This is a genomic window from Pseudomonas jessenii (genome assembly GCF_002236115.1).
Classification (GTDB): Bacteria; Pseudomonadota; Gammaproteobacteria; order Pseudomonadales; family Pseudomonadaceae; genus Aquipseudomonas; species Aquipseudomonas jessenii.
On sequence record NZ_NIWT01000001.1, the window covers coordinates 448,905 to 468,888 of the forward strand.

At 60.6% G+C, this 19,984-nt stretch carries 18 protein-coding genes and 2 pseudogenes; 6 read left to right on the top strand and 14 right to left on the bottom strand.

Translation table 11 applies throughout. The annotated features are described in order from the left end of the window. Positions 1 to 145: 145 nt before the first annotated feature. Together PSJE_RS02100 and PSJE_RS02105 are read right to left on the bottom strand one after the other, a co-directional pair. Positions 146 to 3,244, bottom strand: coding sequence for an efflux RND transporter permease subunit (locus PSJE_RS02100; RefSeq protein WP_090455421.1), 3,099 nt, complete (start codon positions 3,242 to 3,244; stop codon positions 146 to 148). 14 nt (positions 3,245 to 3,258) lie between these two features. Continuing rightward, positions 3,259 to 4,416 (bottom strand): efflux RND transporter periplasmic adaptor subunit, encoded by a 1,158-nt coding sequence (locus PSJE_RS02105; RefSeq protein ID WP_057714692.1) that lies wholly within the window; start codon positions 4,414 to 4,416, stop codon positions 3,259 to 3,261. Positions 4,417 to 4,709: 293 nt separating this feature from the next. On the opposite strand from PSJE_RS02105, the gene PSJE_RS02110 reads away from it, so the two are divergent. Then, entirely contained in the window at positions 4,710 to 5,411 is a 702-nt protein-coding gene (locus PSJE_RS02110) for a response regulator (RefSeq protein ID WP_057714693.1), read from the top strand. A 4-nt stretch (positions 5,412 to 5,415) separates the two neighbouring features. Then, complete coding sequence (locus PSJE_RS02115) at positions 5,416 to 6,717, top strand: ATP-binding protein (protein ID WP_090455419.1); 1,302 nt, start codon at positions 5,416 to 5,418, stop codon at positions 6,715 to 6,717. Between the two features lie 8 nt (positions 6,718 to 6,725). Here the strand turns inward: PSJE_RS02115 and PSJE_RS02120 are convergent, their stop codons facing one another. From PSJE_RS02120 to PSJE_RS02155, 8 genes are all read right to left on the bottom strand, one after another. Further along, positions 6,726 to 7,787 (bottom strand): RHS repeat-associated core domain-containing protein, encoded by a 1,062-nt coding sequence (locus PSJE_RS02120; RefSeq protein ID WP_090455418.1) that lies wholly within the window; start codon positions 7,785 to 7,787, stop codon positions 6,726 to 6,728. Between the two features lie 130 nt (positions 7,788 to 7,917). Next, positions 7,918 to 8,679 (bottom strand): anti-sigma factor, encoded by a 762-nt coding sequence (locus PSJE_RS02125; RefSeq protein WP_090455416.1) that lies wholly within the window; start codon positions 8,677 to 8,679, stop codon positions 7,918 to 7,920. After that, entirely contained in the window at positions 8,679 to 9,161 is a 483-nt protein-coding gene (locus PSJE_RS02130) for an RNA polymerase sigma factor (protein WP_371318492.1), read from the bottom strand. The genes PSJE_RS02125 and PSJE_RS02130 overlap by 1 nt, the downstream gene beginning before the upstream one ends. A 66-nt stretch (positions 9,162 to 9,227) precedes the next feature. Then, the gene (locus PSJE_RS02135; RefSeq protein WP_090455415.1) at positions 9,228 to 9,770 is read right to left on the bottom strand and encodes a tetratricopeptide repeat protein; all 543 of its coding nucleotides are present in this window, start codon (positions 9,768 to 9,770) and stop codon (positions 9,228 to 9,230) included. A gap of 503 nt (positions 9,771 to 10,273) precedes the next feature. Beyond that, complete coding sequence (locus PSJE_RS02140) at positions 10,274 to 11,227, bottom strand: D-2-hydroxyacid dehydrogenase family protein (RefSeq protein ID WP_090455413.1); 954 nt, start codon at positions 11,225 to 11,227, stop codon at positions 10,274 to 10,276. 13 nt (positions 11,228 to 11,240) lie between these two features. Then, positions 11,241 to 12,266, bottom strand: coding sequence for an alpha/beta fold hydrolase (locus PSJE_RS02145; protein ID WP_090455411.1), 1,026 nt, complete (start codon positions 12,264 to 12,266; stop codon positions 11,241 to 11,243). A gap of 85 nt (positions 12,267 to 12,351) precedes the next feature. Beyond that, positions 12,352 to 12,786 (bottom strand): YqaA family protein, encoded by a 435-nt coding sequence (locus tag PSJE_RS02150; RefSeq protein ID WP_090455409.1) that lies wholly within the window; start codon positions 12,784 to 12,786, stop codon positions 12,352 to 12,354. Further along, positions 12,786 to 13,232 (bottom strand): DUF411 domain-containing protein, encoded by a 447-nt coding sequence (locus tag PSJE_RS02155; RefSeq protein ID WP_057714701.1) that lies wholly within the window; start codon positions 13,230 to 13,232, stop codon positions 12,786 to 12,788. Before PSJE_RS02155 ends, PSJE_RS02150 begins: the two co-directional genes overlap by 1 nt. A gap of 384 nt (positions 13,233 to 13,616) precedes the next feature. Between PSJE_RS02155 and PSJE_RS02160 the strand changes: the two genes are divergently transcribed. Next, entirely contained in the window at positions 13,617 to 14,147 is a 531-nt protein-coding gene (locus PSJE_RS02160) for a hypothetical protein (RefSeq protein ID WP_090455407.1), read from the top strand. A gap of 47 nt (positions 14,148 to 14,194) precedes the next feature. Here PSJE_RS02160 and PSJE_RS02165 read toward each other — a convergent pair. Then, a pseudogene (locus tag PSJE_RS02165) lies at positions 14,195 to 15,124 on the bottom strand (aldo/keto reductase); the annotation flags it as partial. On the opposite strand from PSJE_RS02165, the pseudogene PSJE_RS02170 reads away from it, so the two are divergent. Then, a pseudogene (locus PSJE_RS02170) lies at positions 15,119 to 15,304 on the top strand (LysR substrate-binding domain-containing protein); the annotation flags it as partial. The pseudogenes PSJE_RS02165 and PSJE_RS02170 sit on opposite strands and share 6 nt — an antisense overlap. Before the next feature lie 7 nt (positions 15,305 to 15,311). On the opposite strand, the gene PSJE_RS31230 reads toward PSJE_RS02170, so the two are convergent. Next, complete coding sequence (locus PSJE_RS31230; RefSeq protein ID WP_167362865.1) at positions 15,312 to 15,449, bottom strand: hypothetical protein; 138 nt, start codon at positions 15,447 to 15,449, stop codon at positions 15,312 to 15,314. A 156-nt stretch (positions 15,450 to 15,605) separates the two neighbouring features. Here PSJE_RS31230 and PSJE_RS02175 point away from each other — a divergent pair, with 156 nt between their 5' ends. Beyond that, positions 15,606 to 15,794 carry a hypothetical protein gene (locus PSJE_RS02175; RefSeq protein WP_090455405.1) on the top strand — a complete coding sequence of 63 codons (189 nt, stop codon included), beginning with the start codon at positions 15,606 to 15,608 and terminating at the stop codon, positions 15,792 to 15,794. 8 nt (positions 15,795 to 15,802) lie between these two features. Here PSJE_RS02175 and PSJE_RS02180 read toward each other — a convergent pair whose 3' ends face one another. Then, positions 15,803 to 16,174, bottom strand: coding sequence for a hypothetical protein (locus tag PSJE_RS02180; RefSeq protein ID WP_056724565.1), 372 nt, complete (start codon positions 16,172 to 16,174; stop codon positions 15,803 to 15,805). Between the two features lie 248 nt (positions 16,175 to 16,422). On the opposite strand from PSJE_RS02180, the gene pvdQ reads away from it, so the two are divergent. Continuing rightward, on the top strand, positions 16,423 to 18,771 hold the full coding sequence (gene pvdQ, locus PSJE_RS02185) for a bifunctional acylase PvdQ (protein WP_090455403.1): 2,349 nt from the start codon (positions 16,423 to 16,425) through the stop codon (positions 18,769 to 18,771). 56 nt (positions 18,772 to 18,827) lie between these two features. Here the strand turns inward: pvdQ and PSJE_RS02190 are convergent, their stop codons facing one another. Then, positions 18,828 to 19,829 (bottom strand): FecR family protein, encoded by a 1,002-nt coding sequence (locus PSJE_RS02190; RefSeq protein WP_090455402.1) that lies wholly within the window; start codon positions 19,827 to 19,829, stop codon positions 18,828 to 18,830. Positions 19,830 to 19,984: the final 155 nt, after the last annotated feature.

A 19,984-nucleotide genomic window follows, 5' to 3' on the forward strand; every position in this document is an offset into this window, starting at 1 on the left:
CCCAGGCAAGCACAATCTTGAAATCACCGGGATCCCCTGTGGGAGCGAGCTTGCTCGCGATAGCGGTGTAACAGTCAACATGGATGTTGAATGCGACGGCCTCATCGCGAGCAAGCTCGCTCCCACAGGTAATCGGTGGTGTTGGTTAGATGTTTTTATGGCGCTTGCGCACCAGTTTCATCACCACCACAAAAAACACCGGCACGAACACCACGGCCAGCGTCGCCGTGATCATCCCGCCGATCACCCCGGTGCCGATGGCCTGCTGGCTCGCCGAACTGGCGCCGGTCGCGATCGCCAGAGGCACCACGCCAAGGATGAACGCCAGGGAGGTCATGACAATCGGCCGCAACCGCAGGCGTGCCGCTTGCAGGGTCGCGTCGATCAGGTCGTGGCCGTCGTCGTACAGGCTCTTGGCGAACTCGATGATCAGGATCGCGTTCTTCGCCGACAGGCCGATGATGGTGATCAGCCCGACCTTGAAGAACACGTCGTTGGGCATCCCGCGCAAGGTCACGGCCAGCACCGCGCCGAGCACGCCCAGCGGCACCACCAGCAGCACCGAGGTGGGGATCGACCAGCTCTCGTACAACGCCGCCAGGCACAGGAACACGATCAACAGCGACAGCCCCAGCAGGATCGGCGCCTGGCTGCCGGACAACCGTTCCTGCAACGACAACCCGGTCCATTCCTGGCCCAGGCCCGCCGGGCCTTGCGCCACCAGCCGCTCGATCTCGGCCATGGCCTCGCCGGTGCTGTGGCCCGGGGTCGGTTCACCGGAAATACTGATCGCCGGGTAGCCGTTGTAGCGGGTCAACTGCGCCGGGCCCTGAGTCCACCTGGCCTGTACGAAGGCTGACAAGGGCACCATTTTTTCGTGGGTGTTACGCACGTGAATCTTCAGCAGGTCTTCCACCTGACTGCGCTGGTCGCCCTCGGCCTGCACCACGACGCGCTGCATCCGCCCCTGATTGGGGAAGTCGTTGATGTAGGCTGAGCCCACGGCCGTGGACAGCACATTGCCGACGTCGGCAAATGACACCCCCAGTGCGTTGGCCTGCTTGCGGTCGACGACCAGTTGCACCTGCGGTGCCTCGGCCAGGGCACTTTCGCGCACGTTCATCAGGATCGGGCTTTTTTCGGCTGCCGCGAGTAACTCGGTGCGCGCTTGCATCAACTTCTCATGGCCGAGACCCCCGCGATCCTGCAGGCGGAACTCGAATCCGCTGGACGTACCCAGGCCATCCACGGGCGGCGGCAGTACGGCAAACGTCACCGCGTCCTTGATCTGGCTGAGGGCGACGTTGGCCCGGTCGGCAATCGAAGCCGCCGAGTCGTCGCTGCCTCGCTCGGACCAGTCTTTGAGCGTGCTGAACGCCAGCGCCGCATTCTGCCCGCTGCCAGAGAAGCTGAATCCGAGAATCACCACGCTGTCCCGAATGCCCGGTTCCCCGGCGTTGTGCGCTTCAACCTGCTCGGCCACCTGCACCGTGCGATTCTTGCTCGCACCCGGTGGCAACTGGATGTCGGTGATGGTGTAACCCTGGTCTTCCACCGGCAGGAACGAGGAGGGCAAGCGACTGAAGGCCAAGCCCAGGCAGATCAGCAGCACGCCGTAGATCAGCAGGTAGCGCCCGGTACGTTTCAACGCATAGGCGACCCAGCCCTGATAGCGCTCCGTCAGTTGTTCGAAGCGACGGTTGAACCAGCCGAAGAACCCGGTCTTTTCGTGGTGCTCGCCTTTGGCAATCGGCTTGAGCAGCGTCGCGCACAGGGCTGGAGTCAAGGTCAGGGCGAGGAAGGCCGAGAACAGGATAGAGGTGGCCATCGACAGCGAGAACTGCTGGTAAATCACCCCGACCGAACCCTGCATGAAGGCCATCGGAATGAACACCGCGACCAGCACCAGAGTGATGCCGATGATGGCCCCGGTGATCTGCTGCATGGCCTTGCGCGTGGCTTCCTTGGGCGACAAGCCCTCGGTGGCCATGATGCGCTCGACGTTTTCCACCACCACGATGGCGTCGTCCACCAGAATGCCGATGGCCAGCACCATGCCGAACATGGTCAGTACGTTGATCGAAAAACCGAGCGCCAGCATTGTCGCAAAGGTGCCCATCAACGCCACCGGCACCACCAGCGTCGGAATCAGCGTGTAGCGGATGTTCTGCAGGAACAGGAACATTACCGCGAACACCAGCAGCATCGCCTCGAAGAGGGTGTAGACCACTTTGGTGATCGAGACCTTGACGAAGGGTGAGGTGTCGTACGGTATCGAGTACTCGACGTTCGCCGGGAAATAGCGCTTGAGTTCGTCCATCTTCGCCCGCACCAGGGTTGCGGTGTTCAGGGCGTTGGCGCCGGGCGACAGTTGCACGGCGACGGCGGTGGACGGTTTGCCGTTCAGGCGCGTGGAAAACTGGTATTCCTGGCTACCGATCTCGACCCTCGCCACATCGCTGATGCGCACGGTCGAGCCGTCCGGGTTGGCCTTGAGGACGATGTCGGCAAACTCTTCGGGGGTCGACAACTGGCCCTTGACCAGAATGGTCGCGGTGATTTCCTGGGTGGTGCGGGTTGGCAGGTCACCGATGCTGCCGGCCGACACCTGGGCGTTTTGCGCGACGATGGCGGTGTTGACGTCCGCCGGCGTCAGGTTGAAGGCGAGCAGCTTCTGCGGGTCGATCCAGATCCGCATCGCCCGTTCGGCGCCGTACAGTTGCGCCTTGCCGACGCCGTCCAGACGCTTGACCTCGTTCATCACGTTGCGCGCCAGGTAATCGCTGAGCGCCACGTCGTTGAGTTTGCCGTCGCTGGAGGTCAGGGTGATCAGCAGCAGGAAGCCGGATGAGACTTTCTCCACCTGCAAACCTTGCTGGATGACCGCTTGTGGCAGGCGAGACTCCACGGCTTTCAGGCGGTTCTGCACATCCACCTGAGCCAGTTCCGGGTTAGTGCCCGGCTGGAAGGTGGCCTTGATGGTGGCGCTGCCCAGGCTGCTCTGGGATTCGAAATACAACAGGTGATCGGTGCCGTTGAGCTCTTCCTCGATCAGGCTGACCACACTCTCGTCCACGGTTTGCGCCGAAGCGCCGGGGTACACGGCGTAGATTTCGATTTGTGGCGGTGCAACATCGGGGTATTGCGCCACCGGCAATTGCGGAATGGCCAGCGCACCGGCCAGCAGGATGAACAGGGCAACCACCCAGGCGAACACCGGGCGGTCGATAAAGAACTGCGGCATAAAAAGCGTCCTGCTTACTGACCAGTCGCCTGGGCAAGTGGAAGAGGGGTGTCGTCGATCTGCACTTTCTCGCCGGGGCGGGCGTGCTGCAGCCCTTCGATGACGATGCGGTCGCCTGCCTTCAGGCCTCCGGTGACGATCCAGCGATCGTTCTGCACGGCACCCAGTTCGACCGGTCGCTGCCCGACCCGCTGTTCGGCGTCGAGCAGCAGCACCTGGGCGATGCCGGCGCTGTCGCGCTGGATGGCCCGTTGCGGCACGCTGATGCCCTGCTGGTTGATCGCTTGTTCCAGGCGTACGCGCACGAAACTGCCGGGCAGCAAGTCGAGGTCGGGGTTGGGGAACTCGCTGCGCAGGATGATCTGGCCGGTGCCCGGGTCGACCGTGATATCGCTGAACAGCATTTTGCCCGGCAGCGGGTAGAGGCTGCCGTCATCCTGAATCAACGTGGCCTTGGCCTGGTCCTGGCCGACCTGCTGCAACTGACCTGAGCGGAAGGCGCGGCGCAGTTCGTTGAGTTCGCGGGTGGACTGGGTCAGGTCGGCATGAATCGGGTTCAGTTGCTGAATCAGCGCCAGGGGCGTGGTTTCGTTTTGTCCGACCAGTGCGCCTTCGGTGACCAGTGCGCGACCGATACGCCCGGAAATCGGCGCGGTGACCGTGGCGTAACCGAGGTTCAACCGGGCGCGTTCCACCGCCGCCTTGTTGCCGGCGACGTCGGCAGCGGTCTGCCGGGCGTTGGCCCGGGCGTTGTCGTAGTCCTGGCCGCTGATGGCCTTGTCGTCGATCAACCGGGCGTAGCGCTGTTCCTGCAATCTGGCCTGGAACGCGTTGGCTTCAGCCTTGCGCAACGCGGCTTCGGCGCTGTCCAGGTCAGCCTTGAACGGCGCCGGGTCGATGCGGAACAACACTTCGCCCTGTTTCACGTCACTGCCTTCACGGAAGGTGCGCTGCAAGACTACGCCAGCCACCCGGGCACGCACTTCGGCCATGCGTGGTGCGGCAATCCGCCCGCTCAGTTCACTGCTGATGGTCAGTGGCCGCGCTTCGATGGTCTCGATGCGAACTGTGGCCAGCGGCGCCTGTTCCTCGGCATTCGAGGACTTGTCACACGCGCCCAGTGTCAACGCCAGTGCAATCAGGCTGAGCCTGGCAAGCAGATTCTTCGACATGTAATACCCCAATAAAGACCCCCAGCATCCTACTGGGCGAAGGCGAGGGTAGCGGTGAAGCTTTGTTGGTGCTGTGTGAAATTGTGTAAGGGTTTTACTCAGGTGTGCGTGAGGGCGTATATCCTGCAGTCCTTGATTTCTATTGCGCCGGATAGATTGCCATCGCGAGCAAGCTCGCTCCCACCGGGATTTGATGTGAACACGAATGTTGTGAACACCACCGACCACTGTGGGAGCGAGCTTGCTCGCGATGGCGGCATATCTGGCGCCACGGCTCTTTCTGGAAACACCCCATGCCCAACATCCTCCTGGTCGAAGACGACACCGCCCTCGCCGAACTGATTGCCAGTTACCTGGAACGCAACGGTTATTCCGTCAGCGTGATCGGTCGCGGTGACCATGTGCGCGAACGTGCGCGGCTCAATCCGCCGGACCTGGTGATCCTCGACCTGATGCTGCCCGGCCTCGACGGCTTGCAAGTCTGTCGCCTGCTGCGCGCCGATTCGGCGACCCTGCCGATCCTGATGCTCACCGCCCGCGACGACAGCCACGACCAGGTCCTGGGCCTGGAAATGGGGGCCGACGACTACGTCACCAAACCCTGCGAGCCGCGGGTGTTGCTGGCCCGGGTGCGGACCTTGTTGCGCCGCAGCAGCCTCAGCGAGCCGCAGACTGCCAATGACCGCATTCTGATGGGCAACCTGTGCATCGACTTGTCCGAGCGCACCGTCACCTGGCGCGGGCAATTGGTGGAATTGTCCAGCGGCGAGTACAACCTGCTGGTGGTGCTGGCCCGGCATGCCGGAGAGGTGTTGAGCCGCGACCAGATCCTGCAACGCTTGCGCGGCATCGAATTCAATGGCACCGACCGTTCGGTGGACGTGGCGATTTCCAAGCTGCGACGCAAGTTCGACGACCACGCCGGCGAGGCGCGCAAGATCAAGACCGTGTGGGGCAAGGGTTACCTGTTCAGCCGATCCGAATGGGAATGCTGAGCCGATGTTCAGAATCCTTTTTCGTTTGTACCTGGTGACCATCGTCTCATTCAGCGCGGCGATCTATCTGGTGCCGGATCTGGTGGTCAAGGTGTTCCAGGAACGCTTTGTCACCTACAACCTCGACTACTCGCGAGGGCTGCAAACGCTGATCGTCAAACAGTTCCATGGGGTCCCGGCCGAACAGTGGCCGACCCTGGCCGCTGAAATGGACAAGGACTTCTCTCCTCTGCACATCGTGCTCAGCAGCAATGACGACAGCAGCCTGACGCCCGATGAACAGCAGCGCTTGCGCCGCGGCGAGAACGTCGTGCGCGTGGGCGACTGGGGCTGGCGCACGCTGGCGGTCGCGCCGCTGAACGAGCGCACCGTGGTGCAAATGGTCGTGCCACCGGATCCGCTGGACGTCAATCTGTTGTACTGGAGCATCAACGTCCTGATCGGCGCGACCATGCTCGCGTGCCTGTTGTTGTGGCTGCGCCCGCATTGGCGTGACCTGGAGCGCCTCAAGGGCGCCGCCGAACGCTTTGGCAAGGGCCACTTGGGCGAGCGCACGCAAATTTCCCCGAGTTCCAACATCGGCAGCCTGGCCAGTGTGTTCGACACCATGGCCGGCGACATCGAGAACCTGCTCAACCAGCAGCGAGACCTGCTCAATGCGGTGTCCCACGAGTTGCGCACGCCGCTGACGCGCCTGGATTTCGGCCTGGCGCTGGCCCTGTCCGACGACTTGCCGGCGGCCAGCCGCGAGCGCTTGCAAAGCCTGGTGGCGCACATTCGTGAACTCGATGAATTGGTGCTGGAGCTGCTGTCCTACAGCCGCCTGCAAAACCCGGCGCGGCTGCCGGAGCAGGTCGAAGTGTCAATGGATGAATTCATCGACAGCATTCTCGGCAGCGTCGACGAAGAAATGGAGTCTCCGCAAATCGTCATCGACGTGTTGCTCCACGGCCAGCTCGAACGCTTCAGCCTGGACCCGCGCCTGACCGCCCGAGCCCTGCAAAACCTGCTGCGCAACGCCATGCGCTATTGCGAGAAGCGTATTCAGATCGGTGTGCAGGTCTATGCCAGTGGCTGTGAAATCTGGGTCGACGATGATGGCATCGGCATTCCGGATGACGAACGCGAGCGGATCTTCGAACCTTTCTACCGCCTAGACCGCAGCCGCGACCGCGCCACGGGTGGTTTCGGACTGGGACTGGCGATCAGCCGCCGTGCACTGGAAGCCCAGGGCGGCACGTTGACGGTGGAAGCCTCGCCACTTGGGGGGGCGAGGTTTCGGTTGTGGTTGCCGGCGTTGGGCTAAGCCAGGAGTTAAATGCTACGGCGAACATCCCAGTTTTTCTGGGCATTACTCAAAGACGAAGACGACAATCTTTCTCCCCTCAGAGAGCCTGTCAACGACCGGGTCGGCAGTGATGATGGTTGCAATGCCAGACTATGGGATCCGATGTTTTGTCCACTTGTTGAGCTGGCGACTTCTGAGTAGGGAGGAGGCGGGGATTTAGGCCGTGGAGGAGTGAGATCACTGGGCACGTAGGCAGGGGGGGCGTCAGATCGTGAAGCAGACCAGTAGTCCGGCGGGTACCCCGGATCTCTGCGGGCGGATGTCAACTCAGACATACGCATGTCCGATTGCCGGGAAGCTACACCACTCCGCTGCAATCTCGGAGGCCGTGACTGACGAAACTTCAAAAATCCTGCGCCTAACCCAGTTCCAGCCGCAGCAATTGAAAGTCCTGCTAGCACCAAACGAACCGTCTTGTCCTCTACGACGAGCGATCCAACAAGGGCTCCCACTGAAACAGTGACAAAAACTCCGATTAGAATGCGAAAAACAGAAAAATGCCCGGTCGGATCACTCCGATTGACCGGGTCCCCCACGCAATACGCATACCCATTCAATCCACCGTCCCCAAACGGACTCAAGCTGTCCGGGCTGTTGAATCGCATAGTCACCGGGTTGAACTGCCGATAGCCAAAACCCAGAGGATAATGCCCGGTCAGCGGGTCCCGCCGTTCACCATTGAACCCGAGCAGGCTGAGCAAGCCGTTTTCCGGGGAGCGGTGACCATAGGCCGTGTAGGTGACGGGTTGTGGTCCCGTGGTGCTGAGCGCATTGAGCACTGAGCGTTGCTGATCGGTTGCCAGCAACGAACTGTCGATCCGGGCGTTTTCATGGCGCTGTTGCGCCAACAACCGATCTCTGTGCTGGAAAATACTGTTGCGCACCGAGCCTTGGATTTCTGTGGCCAGCCGGGTTTTGCAGTAAAAGCGTTGAAGGCTGTCCATGACCGCTGGCGCGCTGTTGTCCAATCGATCCAGCGCATCATAGTGATAGCGGCACAGCACGGTTTCGCGAGGGGAAGCAGGCATTTTCCGAGCTCCATGCACGGTTGAGTATTCGTACCCCAAGCATCGACTGTTTCCCGGTTGCTGCCCACTATCAGAACTGCTAGGTCTTGAGTTCAACAAGCGCTAGCGTCCTCGATGCGCTCATCGTTTGCTACAGGCTCAAGCGCCCGCGCAACAGTTTCGCCATCTCCTCCAGGTCCGCCATCGGCTGATGCCCGATCAGCATCCAGGCGTGTTCCATGTCGGCCCAATACACGATGTTCAGCTCGCGCCGCTGTTCCCGGGCGAAATGGCGGCTGCCGCTGTTGGAGCGGGTAACACACAGCGCCATGGGGCCGTGGGCCGGATCGAGGTAGGTGATCTGGGCGATGGGTGCACCGTCGTACTCGAGGATTTGCGCGCGCCTGAACTCGGCACGGGGCAGGCTCAGTTTTGCCGGCGCGAGGTTGAGGCCCAGGCGCGCATCGATCGTGCGCAGTTGTGCCCGTTGGGCAGCTTCATCGCCGGGCAGGTGATCCAGGGTTTCCGGCACATAGAGCGCCATGTAATCGGCCACCAGGCCGCGCCAGCTATGTGACTGTTGGCTCGCTTGCCAGCCGAGGAACAAACGGTCCGCCAGCACGCCGCCGGCCAACAGCCCGGCCGCGGCGGCCAGGAACCAGCGTCGATTGAGCCCGGGGCGGGCGGGTGAGGGCATTGTGGCGAGCATGGTTTGCAGGCGATCGACCGGCGCCTGTCGGGTCAGTTCATCGTAGGCGTCCTTGAACGGCAGGCTGCTGCGATCCAGCCATTGCAGGCGCAGGCCGAGCATCGGGTCGGCGCTGATGGCCGCGTCGATGCGCGAGCGCTGCTCGGCATCGAGTTGGTTGTCGAGGTAAGCCACCAGTTGTTCGTCCGAGGGTATCGCGTTCATCAATGTTCTCCTCGGTTAGGGGTGGGCACCGTGTGCAACGGTGGATATTCGGCCAGTTTCGCCCGAGCGGCGGCCAGGCGACTCATGACGGTGCCGATGGGCACTTGCAGCACCTCGGCGACTTCGCGGTAGGACAAGCCTTCGACATAGGCGAGAAACACCGTTTCGCGCTGGGCCTCGGGCAAGGCATCGACGCGGCGGATGACCTGCGCTGCCAATACGTGGGTTTGCGCCACGGATTCTCCATCGAACGACAAGGCCTGATCGGCGTCTACCTGGCCTTGCCCCTGGCGCACCCGCCGGGCGCGGACTTCGTTGAGCCAGATCGAATGCAGAATGCTCAGCAGCCAGTGGTCCATGCGCGTTCCCTGCACGTATTGTCCGGCCCGTTCCAGCGCCCGCAGGCAAGTGGCTTGCACCAGGTCATCGGCGACATGCCGTTGCCGGGACAGCAGCAATCCGTAGCGCCATAAACGCGCCAGATGCTGGTTCAGTTCCGTTCGTATTGCCTGATCGCTGGCGATGGCGACCTCCGTCCGCTCGGGTTGTCAGGTTTTCGATGAACCGTTGATGGCTTCGGCCAGGTCCTGGTACTCCTCGCACTGGGTACTGCCACAGATGGATTCGATCTGCCGCAGTTGCTCCTGTGCAAGATCCAGCCGGCCTTTGACTACATAGGCTTCGCCGAGGTATTCGCGGACCTGCGCATATTGCGGGTCTAGTTTCACCGATTGCAGGTAATAGCCGATGCCTTCGTCGGTACGTCCCAGTTTACGCGTGGCGTAGCCGCGATAGTTCAACGCTTTTGCGGTATTTGGCTGTTTCAGCGTGTCGAGCAGGGCCAGGGCTTCTTCATAACGCCCGTCCTTGGCCAGTCGATAGGCATAGTTGGCACGGTCTTCGTCTGGCACCAGGCTACTGGTCTGCCGGACGCAACGTTTCGATTTGCTGTCGAACACCTGACCTTTCGGGCAGTTGGGTCTGATGGGCGCGTCGTCGTCCCCGCCACCGCCGTTGGCCAGGGCGAGGGAACCGGACAACGCAACGGCCAGCAACAGAGGGGGCGTCAGAACAGCAAAACGAATATTCATGGGCTTTGCTCCAGAGCTTCATGGGTTCAGATCAGGACGCGTCCCGCCAGACGCAGTGCAAGGTTGATGTGACGAGAACACCGCAGCATGAACAATTATTCGTTACGCCCTGATGGTGTTTTCAAGGAAAACTCATATCGGGGCGGATGCATGGTTTTTGTGCCTTGTGCAGCGTTGTGTGCGCTGAAGAGTCCCTGTGGGAGCGAGCGTGCTCGCGACGCGGAGTGTCATTCAACTTTGATTTCGACTGATACACCGCTATCGCAAGCAAGCTTGCTCCCACAGAGGATTTGTGCCGGGCAAAATTGCTGCGTCCTCCGATGTAACCCTGTGGGAGCGAGCTTGCTCGCGATGCGGAGTGTCATTCGACGTTGATGGCGACTGAGCCTCCGCTATCGCAAGCAAGCTCGCTCCCACAGAGGATTTGTGCCGGGCACAATTACTGCGTTCGCCGATGTAGCCCTGTGGGACCGAGCCTGTTCGCGATGAACGATGACGCGGTATCAACCCAGCAAACGAATCGGAGCACCCGCCGACCAGGCCTGAATGTCCTCGATCATTTGCGAGAAAAACAGCCGGTAGTTCTGTTGGCTCACGTACCCGACATGGGGCGTCGCCAGTACATTGTCCAGGGTCCGGAACGGATGGTGGGCGGGTAGCGGTTCCTGTTCGAAGACGTCCAGGGCGACACCGGCCAGTCGTTGTTTCTGCAGCGCCTTGATCAGCGCCGCTTCATCGACAATGGGGCCACGCGCGGTGTTCACCAGCAGCGCCGAGGGCTTCATCCAGCCAAGGGCTTGTGCGTCCACCAGACCGCGGCTGCGCTCGCTGAGCACCAGGTGCACCGACAGCACGTCGGCCTGTTCGAACAGTTCCTGTTTGCTGACACGGGTCACACCGACCTGCGCCGCGCGTTCGGCGGTGAGGTTTTCACTCCAGGCGATAACGCGCATGCCGAACACCTGACCGAACTGCGCGACTCGCTGGCCGATGCTGCCCAGACCGAGGATGGCCAGTGTCTTGCCATGCAAGTCGCCACCCAGGCCTTGTTGCCATTGGCCGGCGCGCAGGGCATTGGCCTCGACCACCAGGTTGCGGGTCGCGGCCATGATCAGCGCCCAGGTCAGTTCCGGCGCGGCGTGTTTGTAGCTGTCGGTACCGCTGACCTGAATGCCCAGCGCGGCAGCGGTTTTCAGGTCCAGGGCCGCGTTGCGCATACCGCCTGTCACCAGCAGCTTGAGCTTGGGCAGGCGCCTCAGCAGGTCTTCATCGAAGCGGGTGCGCTCGCGCATCACGCAGATCACCTCGAACCCGTCCAGGCGCTCGGCCAGGGATGAGGTATCGGTGGGGTAATCATGGAGAAAACTTACCTCACCGACGCTGTCCAGTGCCGACCAGTCCACTACATTGCGCGCCACATCCTGCCAATCATCGATCACTGCAATCTGCACAGGCATCAGCCTTTCCTCTTCAACGCACGGGGTTGGTCTTGTTCAGCCAGGCGAGCAGGGCCTGGTGGAATCGGGCCGGTTCTTCCATCTGCGGCGCGTGGCCCATGCCGGGGAATTCGACGAGCGTGGACTGGGGAATCAGCCCGGCTACCTGTTTGCCGAGGACGTCGTAGTGCCCGATCTTCGCCTTGACCTCGGGTGAGGCGATGTCACTGCCGATGGCGGTGGTGTCGGACGTTCCGATCAACAGCAGGGTCGGCATCTTCAGGTTCTGGAATTCGTAAAACACCGGTTGAGTGAAGATCATGTCGTAGATCAGTGCCGAGTTCCACGCGACTTGCGTATGCCCCGGGCCTTTGTTCAGACCGGCGAGCATGTCGACCCAACGATCGAACTCCGGCTTCCAGCGACCGCCGTAATAGGTGGTGCGTTCGTAGTTGCGGATACCCTCGGCACTGAGTTTGAGTTCGCGCTCGTACCATTGATCAACCGTGCGATAGGGCACACCGAGGGCTTTCCAGTCTTCCAGGCCGATGGGGTTGACCAGCGCCAGTTGCTCGACCTGTTCGGGGTATTGCAAGGCATAGCGAGTGGCGAGCATGCCGCCGGTGGAATGCCCCAGCAGGGTGGCTTTCTGGATACCCAGCGCCTTGAGCAATTGCTGGGTGTTCGTCGCCAGTTGCTGGAAGCTGTACTGATAGTGCGCCGGCTTGCTGGAGGTGCAGAAGCCGATCTGGTCCGGGGCGATGACCCGATAGCCGGCGTCGCTGAGGGCTTTGATCGAACTGTCCCAGGTGGCGCCGCAGAAATTCTTGCCGTGCATCAGCACCACGCTGCGGCCATTGGCCTTGCCGTTGGCGGCGACGTCCATGTAACCCATTTGCAGGGATTGGCCCTGGGAATCAAAGGCGAAGTGCTTGAGCGTGTAGGGGTAGTCGAAACCTTGCAACTCGGGGCCGTATTGTGGCCCTTCGGCGTGGGCGATGACGGGCAGGACGGCGGTCAGCAACAGGCTGGGTAACCAGCGGGAGAAGGGGCGCGACATGGGAGAGCTCCATGGAAAATCCGCCTATGTTGGATCGACTCGATTAGGGCGGCATTAATCACAGGCAATCGCCGCCCTTGAAGGTTCAACCCATCCAGCCCAAAGTCGCCAACGCCAGCACGCTGTAGCGGGCGCCTTTGGCCAGGGTGACGATCAGCAGGAAGCGCCCCAGCGGCTCGCGCATGACCCCGGCGACCAGAGTCAGCGGATCGCCGATCACCGGCAGCCAACTGAGCAGCAATGACCAATGGCCGTAGCGTTGGTAATGAAGCCGGGCCTTTTCCAGATGCCGGGGGCTCACCGGAAACCAGCGTCGGTCGTGGAACCGCTCGATCCCGCGCCCCAGCCACCAGTTGATTAGCGAGCCCAGAACGTTGCCGAACGTTGCCACCGCCAGCAGTGCCCAGAGCCAATAGCGATCGCTGAGCAGCAGTCCGACCAGCACGGCTTCGGATTGCAACGGCAGCAGCGTGGCGGCACCGAATGCCGCGAAAAACAATCCGAAGTACGCGCCGGACATCAATGGGCGGGGTAGTCCGCAACCACCACGTCAGTGCCGTCCTTTTTCAGGCCGATGACTTGATAGGCATCGCTCATGCCGTCCATTTCCATGCCGGGCGAACCCATGGGCATGCCGGGGGCCGCGACGCCCAGCAGATCGTCGCGTTTGCTCAAGGCCAGGACCTGGTCGGCCGGGACATGGCCTTCAACGAATTTGCCATTGATCAATGCGGTGTGGCACGACGCCAGGCGTGGCGGCACGCCGTGCTGTTGCTTGAATTCGCTCATGCTGGCTTCTACGTGGTCATCGACCTTGAAGCCATTGGCCTCCAGGTGGGTGATCCATTTTTTGCAGCAACCACAATTGGCGTCGCGATGAACCTCGATCGGAATGAGGTCGGCGGCCTGGACCAGGGAAGACATGAACAGGGCGCTCAGGGCGATCAGACGCAGAGGGTTTCGCATGGGATTCGTCTCGGCTAACGGGCAAAAAACGCATTCTGACCATTTTTATGGGTCAGGCATTCAAGGAGTGTTTCCAGTTGCTACAAGATAGGCCATTCAATGATGGTAGATCAACGCTGTCTGGGAGATGAGGGGGACATTACAAAATTGTCAGCTTGAAATGTGGAGGGTAAGTATTGGTATTGATATAAACCAACTATCCGCCCTGTACGAAAAGTCTGAAAGACTATTCATCAATCTTCCGAAGTCCAATAAACATGAAGTTTTACAGCATGTATCTGAATTGTACGAAAATTGTTAAAGCGCTGAATTAAAGTTTGGTGGCGTTAGTGCTCCGGCCGATACTTCTGACCTTCTAACTTGATCAAAAAGAAGGAGTTTTCAATGACTATCGGTTATACCGGCGCCTGGACCCCGAAGGCGGGCCTGTTGGTTCGAGATACCGCCAGCAGATCAAAGCCTGTTCCCCAGAGCGTCAAGGTCAGGCAGATGCTTGACCTGGTGGGCAACAATCCAGTTGAACTGGATACAGTCAAGATGGACAAGATGAAATTGCGCAAGCAGATGAAGGGTTTTGATCCCACTAATATTTCAGTCAAATCCATGGGCAGTCTCAGTGTCTTACTGAAAGAACGCGGCCTGATCAGTGATGTGATGGCCGTCACGCTGAGCAATGCCGGTGACAAGTTCGACCGGTTTGGCATCAAGGACCCTGATGCGAAGTTCAATGCGCTGGAATATTTCGCGACGCAACTGGAGAACATCCAGAACAACAATTTGAAGGGTAACAAGTACGCCAATTACTTGGTTCCCGAGTTCAAGAAAGCGATCTACGTGCTGCAAAACCTGGAAACTTATGGCAAAAGCAACGGCCCCATGGTGAGGCCGGGCACTGTTCTCTCGGACGAAGCCTGACGCCCTGTTGCCCGGCCCGCCCGGTTCATTGAGCGGGCCGGCGACCCTTAGCGGTCGAGCAGCTTCATGACTTCTTCCGGATAACGCAGGCCAGCGGTGGCATTCGCCGCAAAGACCGCTTCCAGCGCGTGCAGTTCTTCGGCGCTCAGCGTCACCTCCAGAGCGGCCACGTTTTCTTCCAGGTATTTACGTTGCTTGGTGCCCGGAATCGGAATCAGGTAATCACCCTGGGCCAGCACCCACGCCAGCGCCAGTTGGCCCGCCGTCACGCCTTTTTCTGCCGCCAGCGCTTGTACCTGTTGCACCAGCAGCAGGTTTTTCGCGAAGTTTTCGCCCTGAAAGCGCGGGCTGAAACGACGGTAATCGTCGGCCGCGAAATCATCCGGGCTTTTCAACGCGCCGGTCAGAAACCCTCGGCCCAATGGGCTATAAGGCACAAAGGCGACGCCCAGGCGTTGGCAGGCCGCCAGGCAACCGTTTCCTTCCTGATCACGGCTCCACAACGAGTACTCGCTTTGCAACGCACTGATCGGATGAACCTTGTGCGCTCGTTCCAGGGTCGCCGCCGAGGCCTCGCTCAAGCCCAGATAACGCACCTTGCCGGCACTGACCAGTTCGGCCATGGCGCCGACGGTTTCTTCGATGGCCACCTGCGGGTCGATTCGGTGTTGGTAATACAGGTCGAGGGTGTCCACGCCCAAACGCTTCAACGTGCCGTCGATGGACTGGCGAATGTATTGCGGCCGACCGTTGACGCCACGGGCGGTGGGGTTGGCCGGATCGCGGACGATCCCGAACTTGCTGGCCAGGAACACCTGATCGCGCTTGCCGGCAATGGCCTTGCCGATCAGCTCTTCATTGGTGTGCGGGCCATACATATCGGCGGTATCGAGCAGGTTGACGCCCAGTTCCAGCGCGCGATGCAGGGTGGCCGTGGCTTCGCGGGCGTCGGTGCCGGTGGTGTAGAAATCCGGCAACTGGAGGAGGGGCGTTTGTGTGAAGTGCTGAGGGAAGTGCCGCCACCGGGCATGCCGATGACGGCGCTTTATCCGCCGCACCGCCAGTTATCCCGGCGGGTGCGTGTGTTCGTCGATTGGTTGGTGGAACTGTGCGCCCAGCCGGGCAATGACTTTTACCGAAAGGATTCAGGCCGTTGAGCCACTGTTAACGATGTGGGTAGTAACCTGGTCCGCCATGGTTGGCATAGTGATCGTGATGCCAGCCCCCGTGGGGGAAAACAATGCATCCGCTCAGGGTCAGGATGGCCAGCAGGGGAATCAGCAATGTGATTCGACGCAACATTTGAAAGTCCTCATGGTTATCGCCGCAATGAAGCCAAAACTCTTCATCGGCTGTAACATGAGACCCCGCTTGTAGCCGCTTATCCCCGAAACAGGGTAAGCGCTTGGCATGCGCGTCGATACAAACCGGATACATTTTCAGATTCAGGAACCCGCAATGACTCAGTCGCAACGTTTGAAATACTCGATTCTGATCTCCCTGGTGGTGCTGGGGATCATGTTTGGCCTTTCCTGGTTGCAGAACACCGGCGTCATCAGCGAAAAACTGTTCCAGTACATCGCCATTGGCGTGGCGGTGGTCGTGGTGGTCATCAATGGCGTGATGCGCCGCAAGGTCAAAGCCTGATCATTCGATCATCGGTTACGCAAAATGGCAGCAGCTTGGGGATGCAGGCTGTAGCTCTTGTCGGGGTTGAGGACAATCACGCCTTCGCTGCACAAGCGCTTCAGCACTTCACGCACGCTGAGAAAGGACAGGGGAATATCCAGGTCCAGCAATTGGCTGTGCACGCCACGCACGCCAAGGCTGCGGTCGTTTTCGGCGGCCGTCAGCAGGGCATCGATGACTTTCAGGCGGATCAGACTGGTTCGAAGGCCAAAGCTTTTGAGCAGGATCCTGATCCGCTCGTTGCCGTGGCGATCGGTACGCGGCTCGAATACGCCGACTCCCATGGAAGTACCCTTTGGCGCGTTGCTACCGTCCGTTGGCAGTTGCGAGTTGTACATTGCAAAACTCCTTTCAGAGCCTGATCAGGAAAAAATGGGCGCTCTTACAACATTAGACGTATGAGCAGCCAGAATCATGAAGGCTCGAATGTAGAAATTTTGTCGCCATCGCGTGATCAACCTGTCAGACCATGGGGCGTTGCGCAGTAATCTCTAAAATTTTTGTAGTGAGCTTCGTCCCTACAGGGAGGCCCGGTGCGCGTGGGTATGCGCAGCCGTGACCATCGTTTTTTCGATCAGGAGCGAGCGTGATTATTTCCAGCCAGTTAACCAGGTTGAGCCTGGTGGGTGTGACTCTGGGGTTGAGCCTGGGGCTGAGCCTTGCGGCGAGCGCGAGCGATACGCCTGCGCAAACGAGCGCCGAGATCCGCCGCACCGGTTTCGGCGTGCCGCACATCCGCGCCGACAACGAGCGAGGGCTCGGCTACGGCATCGGCTATGCCTACGCCCAGGACAACCTGTGCCTGTTGGCCAACGAAATCACTACGGTAAACGGTGAACGTTCGCGGTACTTCGGGCCGGATCAGTTCACCGTCGAAGAGCGCGAGAACCTGGCCAGCGATGTATTTTTCACCTGGCTGAACACTCCGCAAGCCGTCGCCGGTTTCTGGCAGGCCCAGACCCCGCCAGTGCGTGAGTTGGTCGAAGGCTATGTGGCGGGGTACAACCGCTCCTTGAGCGAGCGTCGCGTCCAGGGATTGCCGCCGCAGTGCCAGGGAGATTGGGTGCGCGACATTACCACGTCGGATCTGGTCAAGCTGACCCGGCGCCTGTTGGTCGAAGGTGGCGTCGGCCAGTTTGCCGAAGCCCTGGCTGGTGCCACGCCGCCCCAGGCCGTGGCCCGGGCGTCGAGCGCACAGGCAGCGTTCCAGGTGGCCGCTACGCGGATGCAGCGTTTTGCCCTGGACCGTGGCAGCAACGCCGTTGCGGTCGGCAGCGAGCGCTCTTTCAACGGACGCGGCATGTTGCTGGCCAATCCGCACTTTCCGTGGGTGGGCGGCATGCGTTTTTATCAGATGCACCTGACCATTCCCGGCAAACTGGACGTGATGGGCGCGGCGTTGCCCGGCCTGCCGGTGATCAACATCGGTTTCAATCAACATCTGGCCTGGACCCACACCGTGGATTCGTCCAGGCATTTCACGCTGTATCGCCTGCAACTCGATCCCAAGGATTCGACCCGTTACCTGCTCGACGGCCAGTCCTTGCCGATGGACAAGCAGACCGTGACCGTCAACGTCAGGCAGGCGGACGGGCAGGTCCGGGCAATTTCCCACGAGGTCTACAGCTCGAAATTCGGTCCGGTGGTGCAATGGCCGGGAAAACTGGATTGGGATCATCAATACGCCTACAGCCTGCGCGACGCCAATCTGGATAACGACCGGGTTCTGCAGCAGTGGTATGCGATGAACCGCGCTGAAAACCTCAAGGATTTCCAGGCTACGGTGCACGAGATCCAGGGCATTCCGTGGGTCAATACGCTGGCAGCGGACGATCAGGGGCAGACGCTGTACATGAACCTCTCGGTGGTGCCCAACGTCAGTGTCGACAAGCTGGCGCAATGCAGCGATCCGCGCGTTGGCTTGCAGATGATCATTCTCGACGGCTCCAACAGCGCCTGTGCCTGGGACATCGACCCGCAGGCTGCACAACAGGGTATCTATGCTGCGGACAAGTTGCCGCAGTTGCTACGCAAGGACTTTGTCCAGCACTCCAACGACTCGGCATGGATGGCCAACCCGGCGCAACCGCTGACCGGCTATTCGCCGTTGATCAGCCAGGACAGTCAGCCACTGGGGCTGCGCTCGCGCTTTGCCCTGGACCGTTTGAGCGCGCTGGCCCAAGCCGGCAAGGTCGAGGCAGCGGACTTGCAACACATGGTCATGGACGATCGGGTTTATCAAGCCAGCCTAGTGATGCCGGACCTGCTGCAATTCTGCGCGGCGGATCTCGGTACCGATGCCAAAACGCTCGCGCCACTGTGCGCCAGCCTCAAGGCCTGGGACCGCAACGCCAACTTGGGCAGCGGTTTGGGCTTTGTGCACTTCCAGAATGTCATGGAGGCGTTGGAGTCGGTGCCGGACGTATGGCGTGTGGCATTCGATCCGCGGGATCCGCAACATACCCCACGGGGCCTGGCAGTCGATCACCCGCAGGTGGCGAAGGCGCTACGGGCAGCGATGCTGGCTTCGGCTGAACAGGTCAAGGCGGCAGGACTCAAGCCGGACAGTCGCTGGGGCGATATCCAGGTGGTCAGCAGCGGCGGACAACAGACACCGATCCACGGCGGGCCGGGAACGTTAGGGGTCTACAACGCCATCCAGAGCGTACCGCGCAGCGATGGCAAGCGCGAAGTGGTCAGCGGCACGAGCTACTTGCAAGTGGTGACCTTTGACGAAAACGGACCGCAGGCCAAAGGGCTGCTGGCATTCTCGTTGTCCAGCGACCCGGCCTCGAAGTATTCACGGGACCAGACGCAGGCCTTTTCCAGGAAGCAATGGAGCGTGCTGCTGTTCACCGAGCAACAGATCCTGTCCGATCCGGACTATCAGGTGCAGACGATCCGCCGGCAGGATGCCAAAGTGGCCGCGCAGTAAGGTAGTGGAGTTTTGCATGAACGCTGAAGGCCGCCTCCGCAAGGGTGGCGGCCTTTTCAGCTTTTCGGGGAGATTTGCGGAATCGCGTTGACCACCAGATTGCCGTTCTGATTACGGGTCAGGTAGACCGGCAGGACCCGCGGCAAGGACTTTACCAGGCCGTTGATCTCTTTGATGTTGTAGATGCCGCCGATATGGATCGAGCCGGTGCTGTGGTCAGCCACCATCAACGGTTTATCCAGGTAGCGATTGATCAAGGGCAGCGCATCGCTCAAGGCCAGATCGTCGAGCACCAGCTTGCCCTGGCGCCAGGCCAGCGAGCTGTCATTGTCATAGGTCTGGCTGATGCGGGGAATGAAGTCGCCGCGGCGATAACTGGCCTGCATCGCCGGGCCAAGGCGCAAACCGTCGCCTTGCAGGTCGGCGTTGCTGCTGACCAGTACCGAACCTTCGATCAGGTTGACCTTGACCTGGTCTTCATACATCCAGACGTTGAATTGGGTGCCGGTCACGCGAATCCGGCCTTCGGCGGCCTTGACCACGAAGGGGTGGCGGGTGTCATGGCTGACCCTGAAGAAGGCTTCGCCTTTATCCAGCGTGACTTGCCGCTGATCCTTGTAGTTGCTGTACGTCAGCTCGCTGCCCAGGTTCAGCTCCACCTGGCTGCCGTCTTTCAACGTGACGGTACGCACATTGTCGGTCGCTTCGAAATGCTGGTACGCGTTCGGTACCCAGCCCAGGTGCCAGCCGCCATAACCGGCCAAAGGCAGTGCCAGGGCACATACCGCCGCGGCAATGGCCAGGCGGCGCCACGGGGTTTCGGGTTGGCGGCGAACCAGCGGCACGACGGGTTCGGGACGAGGCAACTCGCCGGCGACATCCCAGATCTCCAGCATCGCTTCGTACTCGAAGGCATGGAGCGGATGTGCATCACGCCATTGCTCGAACGCCTGGCGCTCTTGCTCGGTGCAGTCACTGGCGTGCAGACGCATGCACCAATGCGCGGCAGCATCGGTGATAGCGTCGTATTCGGCTTCCGAAAGTGTGTGGTCGGTCATTGGCCCTTCCTGATTTCCTGCATTCTAACCTTGGGGGAAGTCTGCGAGAACATCAGTCATGGCATTTAACCATCAATGTGTTGTTTTTTTTCAACGCATCGCCTTTGGAACATCGGTTGTCGAATAAACAGTATCCATAGGGTGCGTGAAAAAAA

What these genes read in the sequence shown, in the direction of transcription:
- PSJE_RS02160 (WP_090455407.1), top strand. Translation starts at nt 13,617, where the DNA reads ATGACTATCGGTTATACCGGCGCCTGGACCCCGAAGGCGGGCCTGTTG.
- PSJE_RS02175 (WP_090455405.1), top strand. Translation starts at nt 15,606, where the DNA reads ATGACTCAGTCGCAACGTTTGAAATACTCGATTCTGATCTCCCTGGTG.
- PSJE_RS31230 (WP_167362865.1), bottom strand. Translation starts at nt 15,449, where the DNA reads ATGTTGCGTCGAATCACATTGCTGATTCCCCTGCTGGCCATCCTGACC.
- PSJE_RS02145 (WP_090455411.1), bottom strand. Translation starts at nt 12,266, where the DNA reads ATGTCGCGCCCCTTCTCCCGCTGGTTACCCAGCCTGTTGCTGACCGCC.
- PSJE_RS02110 (WP_057714693.1), top strand. Translation starts at nt 4,710, where the DNA reads ATGCCCAACATCCTCCTGGTCGAAGACGACACCGCCCTCGCCGAACTG.
- PSJE_RS02105 (WP_057714692.1), bottom strand. Translation starts at nt 4,416, where the DNA reads ATGTCGAAGAATCTGCTTGCCAGGCTCAGCCTGATTGCACTGGCGTTG.
- PSJE_RS02190 (WP_090455402.1), bottom strand. Translation starts at nt 19,829, where the DNA reads ATGACCGACCACACACTTTCGGAAGCCGAATACGACGCTATCACCGAT.
- PSJE_RS02140 (WP_090455413.1), bottom strand. Translation starts at nt 11,227, where the DNA reads ATGCCTGTGCAGATTGCAGTGATCGATGATTGGCAGGATGTGGCGCGC.
- PSJE_RS02150 (WP_090455409.1), bottom strand. Translation starts at nt 12,786, where the DNA reads ATGTCCGGCGCGTACTTCGGATTGTTTTTCGCGGCATTCGGTGCCGCC.
- PSJE_RS02135 (WP_090455415.1), bottom strand. Translation starts at nt 9,770, where the DNA reads ATGAATATTCGTTTTGCTGTTCTGACGCCCCCTCTGTTGCTGGCCGTT.
- PSJE_RS02120 (WP_090455418.1), bottom strand. Translation starts at nt 7,787, where the DNA reads ATGCCTGCTTCCCCTCGCGAAACCGTGCTGTGCCGCTATCACTATGAT.
- PSJE_RS02125 (WP_090455416.1), bottom strand. Translation starts at nt 8,679, where the DNA reads ATGAACGCGATACCCTCGGACGAACAACTGGTGGCTTACCTCGACAAC.
- PSJE_RS02180 (WP_056724565.1), bottom strand. Translation starts at nt 16,174, where the DNA reads ATGTACAACTCGCAACTGCCAACGGACGGTAGCAACGCGCCAAAGGGT.
- PSJE_RS02155 (WP_057714701.1), bottom strand. Translation starts at nt 13,232, where the DNA reads ATGCGAAACCCTCTGCGTCTGATCGCCCTGAGCGCCCTGTTCATGTCT.
- PSJE_RS02100 (WP_090455421.1), bottom strand. Translation starts at nt 3,244, where the DNA reads ATGCCGCAGTTCTTTATCGACCGCCCGGTGTTCGCCTGGGTGGTTGCC.
- PSJE_RS02115 (WP_090455419.1), top strand. Translation starts at nt 5,416, where the DNA reads ATGTTCAGAATCCTTTTTCGTTTGTACCTGGTGACCATCGTCTCATTC.